This is a genomic window from Bathymodiolus azoricus thioautotrophic gill symbiont (genome assembly GCF_001298715.1).
Classification (GTDB): Bacteria; Pseudomonadota; Gammaproteobacteria; order PS1; family Pseudothioglobaceae; genus Thiodubiliella.
Window position 1 is genome coordinate 1 of record NZ_CDSC02000470.1, and the last position, 7429, is coordinate 7429.

General features: G+C 37.1%; 2 protein-coding genes and 1 pseudogene. All 3 read right to left on the reverse strand.

Annotated features, from left to right (window positions below; translation table 11 throughout):
• Nucleotides 1–274 (reverse strand): annotated as a pseudogene (locus BAZSYMA_RS08950) (RHS repeat-associated core domain-containing protein); the annotation flags it as partial.
• A complete protein-coding gene (locus BAZSYMA_RS08955) occupies nucleotides 267–5588 on the reverse strand; it encodes a SpvB/TcaC N-terminal domain-containing protein (RefSeq protein ID WP_090718240.1) in 5322 nt (1773 codons plus the stop codon). The pseudogene BAZSYMA_RS08950 and the gene BAZSYMA_RS08955, both read right to left, overlap by 8 nt.
• Nucleotide 5589: 1 nt before the next feature.
• Nucleotides 5590–7429 (reverse strand): Tc toxin subunit A-related protein (locus BAZSYMA_RS10130; protein ID WP_479385933.1); only part of this gene is annotated, 1840 nt, incomplete at its 5' end.

Here is a 7429-nt window from a genome sequence, read left to right on the forward strand (position 1 = left end):
TATAGTACTCTGTAGTGTTACTTTTGTCTGTTTTGGTGAGTTGGTTAAGGGTGTTGTTGTAATGCCAATCTAGGTTGCCAATATTGTCTAAATTTAATAAATTACCGTTAGCGTCAAAGTTATTTTGGTTGTTATTTTCGGTACCACGGTTATTGTTTGGGTGGATGATGAGAGTTTGTTGCCAAGTGCTACTGTTTGCTTGGTGAGATAGGTTGCTTAGGTTGTTACCTGTGTCGTAGGTGTAGGTTTGGCGGTAAAACTCAATGCTACTCATTCTCTTTAGGATCTGGCAAAGGCATATAAATGCTTTGTTTAAATCCCGATACATGAGTATCTTTTTTAATACCTGTGTGCTGATAACCTGTAGAAGATTTTAATCGATACAGTGAATCATAAGTATAAGCGCTTTTACAGTCTAAATCTTTGGCTTCGGGGAGAAGTAATTTGATAGTATTATCGGTCAAATAACTTAAATTCCCTTCTGGGTCCCAGACATGTAGCAAGTCTTGTAGCAGTTTTCCTGACTTATTTTTGCTTTGTATTTTAATGACTCGATGGGTGGTTTTTTCAAAATAATGCTCAACAACAACATCGTTGCCATAATGTATTTTTTCCTCTTGCCCTTGAGCATTGTAATCAAGTGATTTAATATGTGCTATTTGAGTTTTGTCGCTAAATGTTGTGGTTAAACCAATGGGTTGCAACACCAAATTGTAGTGGTACTTTTGTTGTGTGCCATCGGCAGTTTGCAGCAATGTTATTTTATTGACAGCGTTAAATTGCCAAGTGGTTTGGTAGTGTGTATCTTCTAATATTGGGTTTTTTCTCCAGTCAGGTTGTTGTTTGTAATCAACTAAAAAGGTTTTCCTTTGGTTGAGTAAATTGTTAGTAATATTGTAAATTAAGTTTTCCGTTTTGCCTGAGGCATCTTCAATAATGACGGTTTTGCCGTTTAAATTATTAATTGATGCATCAGTTACAAAATCACCGTAATGAAACTGATGCACTCTGTTGTCCATTTTTAACTTGCCTTCTTCTCCTGAAACATACTGATAGATATGTCTACCTTGGTTGTCGTATGTTGTAGATATACAAAAACCACGACTGTCCCATTTTTTCAACAACAAGCCTCGGATGTCAAAAAAACTAATGTGCGTGCCACTGTCTACATTGTCCCATATCATAACAGAGGTTTTGTCATGACCCATACTATAAGTGGTTTGAATATTTTGTATGGGTGGATTAAGTGCTCCTAATCGTGGGTCGGCTTGAGCAATAACTCTGCCTTGAAAATCAATGGTTGTGGTGGTTGCCAAGTATTGTGGCTTTGTTTCTTTGGCATCCAATAGTATTGATAAATGCAAAAACACATGCCCTTGTGAATCTAATAATTTGTATGCTGGCGTTTGGTAAAAAATCTCGGAATTTTTTAATGCCAATTTCTCATCAGCCGTGGCAGGGATTTTTCCAGACATAACGCCTTTATAATAAGGGCTGTCTTTAATGGTATCACATCGGTCATAATTTGATTCGTGCCATGCACTCCACTGAGTTTTTGAAATAAAACCTTTGGAGGTTTGTGTTTGATATAACCTGCCAAGTGGGTCGTAATACTTTAAACCAGGTGGCTGAATGTCAACGGGAAGATTGGCGTTATAATCAGGGGTATCAGTATAATAACTTTCATAAAATTTAACCTTTTTGCCTTTGTTGTTGTAAGCGGATCTGCCTGCACAAATATAAGTTATTTTGTCATTGTATTGTGTTTGCATTTTGACCTCTAATGCACGACCCAAACCATCAAAATAAGTTATTTTAATAGGGTATTGTGTTTTGTTCTCTGCCCCTTGGTGATGCACAAAAGTATCGCGCTTAACAAAAACATCGTTCACAGGTTGTTTATTGTGTAACCAGGCAAAGTCATCATAAAAAATATAGCTACCTATAGACTGAATATATTTATCAGGCTGTTTTATAATATCTGTCAAAGTAGGTTGAGAGATATTTTTGTAATGACTAATGTCTTCGTTGCCTTCTGCTTGCTTATTGGTTTGACCATGCATTGATTCAATATAAACACGCCCTAGTGGATCATAGCCCACCTCGTGAGTATTGTTATTAATATCAATTAGTTGCCAAGGCTTTAATGCTTGGTAGTCAATTTTCCCCACCGTTGATTGTTGCACCGTTTTATCTGAAAATCCGTCTTTCAATGTGTCTGTTGTTTTGATGACAAATAAACTTTGTGGATCGTATTGAAATTGAATATCCTTCCCAAACACATTGGTCACGCTACTAATCAGTTGAAATGTTGCTTGATAATGCACCACATCGCTTTGTGTCCAGTAGAGTTTATCTTTCAAAAGATAGCCAGCATTTTTTAAATCATCGGCACTGAGTTTGTCTTGGTAGGCTTTGGTAATGAGCTCAGGTGTATAAGCGCTGGATTCGTGATGGTGCGGTAAAAGTGGCAAACTTGCTTGACGGTAGGGCAATACATTTTTTTGTTGTTTGTCCCAATAAAACTGATTGGCGCTATTAAGCATACGCGCTTGAATTTTATCTTTTGTAAACGATGCATCGTAAGCAATTATGTTCTTTAAGGCAGTGTCAGCGATACTTGATAGATCCGCTTTAGTAAAACAGTGATCCTTTTTTTTAAAGTCGGGTTTTTGGGCGCCGTGTAGTTCATAACTTGTGGTGTTAATTGGCACACTGAGTAAAAACAAGTTTGCATCGTCTTGGTTGAAATAAGTTTGCTGATTGAGCGCTATTTTAAGTTGTTGTTGTTGTGGATATAATTTATTGATCACATCAGTATTGTTGTTGTTTCTACGCCCATAAACAACATTGCACGACAACAAAGGATGCCCATATTTATCTAATTTTAGAAGTGCTTGATAGGCTATTCTTGGATCTGATGCATTTCTTTCATAGTGATAACTCAGAGTTTCGTTGTCACTGACTAAAAAAGAAGCAGATCCATGCCATGCATCCTTAGTTGTATCAGCCCGATATAATAATGATAATTGGTAATTATGCTCACTTACTTCATAGGGCTGATCGGATTGCTTAGTTTTGTCTAAAGCATACACTTCACTTCTCAGTAAATGCCCTTGAAATGCTTGATAAGCCTCTCGCAATGTCTTATTATCGCTAATGGAAAAATGAAAACTATTGCCAGGCAAGTGATAAGCACGGGTATCTTTTTGATAAAACTCAGTTGCCAAATGTTGGTAGAAACTATTGTCTGTATCCACAACACCAGAAAAATACCATTGCCTAGTGTAAGCCGTGGGTTGATCAAGTGTGTTGCTGGGCAAACTGGTTTGTTCATCGTCCCAAAATTCGATGTAAGCAAAGCCTCTAAATTTTCTTGCATAGGAATCATAATAACCCTCATGGTAAGCGTGGCGTACAGTTGAGCTTGATCCTGTTAAATTATCTATTACTTGAATTTTATCAACCACTTGTATTGGAAAGGGCACATTGGTTTTCCATGGTTTTTTTTGTACTTGATCAGCGAGAAAGAACGCAACTGAAGAACAATGTGATATTTTATATTCTCCGCCATAGCCATTACTACTGTGGCATAGTAAATGTGGCTTTCCATTGGTGGCAAAATCATACCAAACAGGGTCAAACCCTGGTGTTGACAATACAAAGCCCAAACTACCCGCTCCCTTAATATCGCTAATCCAAACTTTAGAGTGATTGTTATAAGGAATTTTGAGCGCTATGGTAATAGGGGCAGAAAATCCATTGCCCGACTGATTAAGGAAAATATAAAAATTATCGGCATTAAAGTAAAGAATATCAGTTGCACCAGAGCCATCAGTATCAACCAAGTACAATCGACTTGAATCAAAATCTTTAAAGTTAGGTGCATTGTCAAACACGACTTTTTCGGAGAATCGCCCCCAACCTAAAGAAGCCCAACTTTCCACACTTTTGTTGGTAATTCTAATGCGATGAATTCTACCATCGCCAAATAAATCACCAAAACCTATCCAGTGTTTTGCATCGTGACTAAGGAAAGGAACATTACTGCTGTTTTTAAGCCGATAAGGCTTGGCAAAGCCTTTTTCATCCAAACCTATATAAACAATAATAGTGTCTTGATGGATTTGAATCAAACCACTTTGTCCATTTCCATTAATATCAATATGCTCATTGGCACCTACTTGATTAACAAATTCTGCACTATATTGTGCAAAATTTTGATACGGGGAAAAATGCCCATTATCCGATTGTAAAAAGAAGCCACCGTAAAGTGCATTACCATACACAAAGTCTAATTTACCATCATGGTTTAAATCGGCAAAACTTTCTGTGCGTATATCACGATGAAAACTTGGGATATTAATGGGTGTAAATTTTTTATATTTACCGTCACCTAATGGTTGGGCATATAAAAAATTACCCTCATCTTTATAAACAACACCAGGAATCCCGTTACCTTTTAAATCAATAAATTCAAAATTATGACCCCCCTCCAGCATACTCAAATGGTTGGGCAATGCTATATCCTTGTAGTCATTCACACTAAAATTATGCTCAACATAATCAAAAGTGGTGGCTGGCAACTTTTGTGTTTGATAGGCGTTATTTTCTTTTCTATAGCCTGTTTGATAGTAGGAAACTAATTGACTAAAACCTGCCAGTTTTTCTGTTTGATAAGTAAAGCTATAACTGTGATTCAAAAAAGGCTGCCCTTCATTTTCTGTTGGAAATTGATGATAAATTAAGATGTTTTGACACAAGCGGTAACAGCGCCTTTCAAAGCCAGCTGAATAATGAGAAAAAGGATCGGATCTTAGCGTCCATTTTTTAGGGGCACTTTCTGGGTGGGACAAATCATATTCACCATAATCAAATACCACTTTATAGGTGTAAGAATCTTCTTTGGTAGATGTTTCACGCCAGTTGCCATACTCAATACTAGCAGGGTAGACATTGGCACCAACGACTCTATTTTTTTCGCTGGGTAAGGTTTTGTCGACGCCAACACTGTCCTCTCGCTTGTAATGATAAAGAATATTGTTGCCTTTTACATCTCGGCTACTGCTGATATTCCACTGTAAAATCCTTTGCTTAGCGTTGGGATCGATTATTTTATCATTATCGTCTTTACCGTAAATGTGCACTGTGCCCGCATGGTTTGTTATTTCCCAATATGAACTATGGTCAGTGGCTAACAGTTGTTTAATTTTAGAGAAACCCGATTCAATACTTGGCATATAGGAAACGACAAGGGTTTTACCAACCGTTTCCCGTTTGATTTCCAACAATTCACCCAGTTCACTAGCGGTAAAAGTATCGTCATTATCATAATTAGGTACTCCATAATCTAGGTTTCTGGTGATATGGGGCAGGGTTAGATTAAAACCCAACCCGAATACTTCCATACCCGATCCTGAGTTATAGGACAAATGTAGTGATGGTTTTACACCTCTTGCATTGGGTATTCCTAATGGAACGCCAAACGAGCCTTCGCCTTGATTACCTACTTCGTAACTGCCTGTTCTTGCACTGAAAGATCCACCACTTTTAGGGATGGATAATTTTGGCATGGTTATTGACTTCATTTTATTTGGTTGGTTTCCCACAACACAGTGCTATCAATTCAATTTTTATTAACTTATCTGGGTCAAGAAAGTCATTTTTGAGCATTTCCTTAAAATCCTTATTTGCACTCATAGCAATCAAATCAAATGATAATGTCCAATTTGTGTCAATGGTATCTTGGGTGCTATTTTTCTCTAAGTCTAATTTAGTTGCCCAGCCGATACCAGTCACAGTGTTACTTGAAGCCTTGTTGCTGTTTTTTGAGCACCAATATTGACTTAACACATCCTCACCATCACCATCTGACACTTGGTTGGTTATGTTAACTGCAACCTCTTTATTGTTAACATTTAGTGATAATATTGCACTATTTTTTGGGATAGTGATATCGGAACTAGTGGTAATCCTAAAAATAACGGAATCCAAACTTACAGAATTAAAATATTTCAATTCTCTAGCATTAAAATCAAACTTAAGTTGTTGCTTTTTGACATTAGATCGATCTTGCATAAAAGTTTGCCAATTACTAGAAAAACTTCGGGCTAAATCATAATAAAGTGCAGTTGGATAATCGGCACTGTTTGCTAATGACTCATTTACCTGATCAGAAAAATCCTTGCCACCATCAATTGCAGTATAGCGAATATTGATAATAACATCTGAGATGCTACTGTAATCAATTTTATTATTTTCAAGTGGCATAGAGAGGTTCCATGTTGAGACTACCCCCGTATTTTCAAAAGGTAGATACAATTCATCTTTAAAGTCAAGCTGGAACAAGCCTGAGTCTTCAATACCACGAGAAATAGCGATTTTTTGATTATTGCGCCAATCTTGACGAGCACTTTTTGGTGCTTGGATGCTATGCCCTAATAAATATTTAACCGCTTCAATATCGGCACTTAATGCCACGGAATTATGCGATTGCGATAAGGTTGCATGAATATTTTGATAAGGACCGATAATGGCAGGAATACTAATAGAAATGCTTTTAATTTGACGCTGATAGTGCCCTGGAAAGTCGTGATCAAATAATTTTTGAGTCAAAAGAAAGGTGCAGTCGCCTTTGGTTTTAAAGTCAATTAATGCTTGTGAGTTAAGATCTTTTAAAGAAATGGTTTTTTCTATTTCCAGTTTTCTGTCACTTAAATAAGTTTTATAAGATTGCTCCATTGACACCAAACTACTGAGTAAACTTTCCCCTGCCAACAGCCCTCTATGTGTAGAATCCCAATAAATAATATTAATGAATTCCTGTTCACTATTTAATTCAAATTGATAGGCTTTTTGTGCCAATACAGCGGTTTCTAATGCCAATTGATATTGCTGGTGATACAAAGCAGCGATTCGACCAGATAGCCATTGATAAAGTGCTTCGTTAGTAAATTTATGTTGCAAATAATCAGCAATGTCTTTATTTTGTTGGATTTGTACTGTGTGATTGATTAAATCTTGTTGGGCTATTTTAATTCTAACCTCACTCGCTGAAATTTGACTCTGTATTTCTTCTGCTTGATCTTTTGCCTGTGCCGAGGAAAACACCCATTCTTGTTTGCGCCTATCATAACTACCATTTGTTAGTAGTCTTTGCGACCTATAACTAGTATAGTTTGATCCACTCTGTAGTCCAGTAGCAATAGCCGATAGTGTCCCGCCTAGTTGAACACCACCATAAGTCAAGGCAAAAGGCGACCCGATTTGGGGAACACCATAGGCAATTGAAGCAACAGCAGAAGCAACAGCAGATGCAATAGAAAGCCCTAGGCCAATATCTTCCTGTGTTTGGGCTGCTGATTCATAATGAGAAATATTTTCGAGAATTAACCTGTCATAATACTGTTTTTTATCATAGGTAGATTTC

Bases quoted from the DNA above. Each gene is read 5' to 3' on its own strand.
- BAZSYMA_RS08955 (WP_090718240.1), bottom strand. From the start codon at position 5,588: ATGAAGTCAATAACCATGCCAAAATTATCCATCCCTAAAAGTGGTGGA.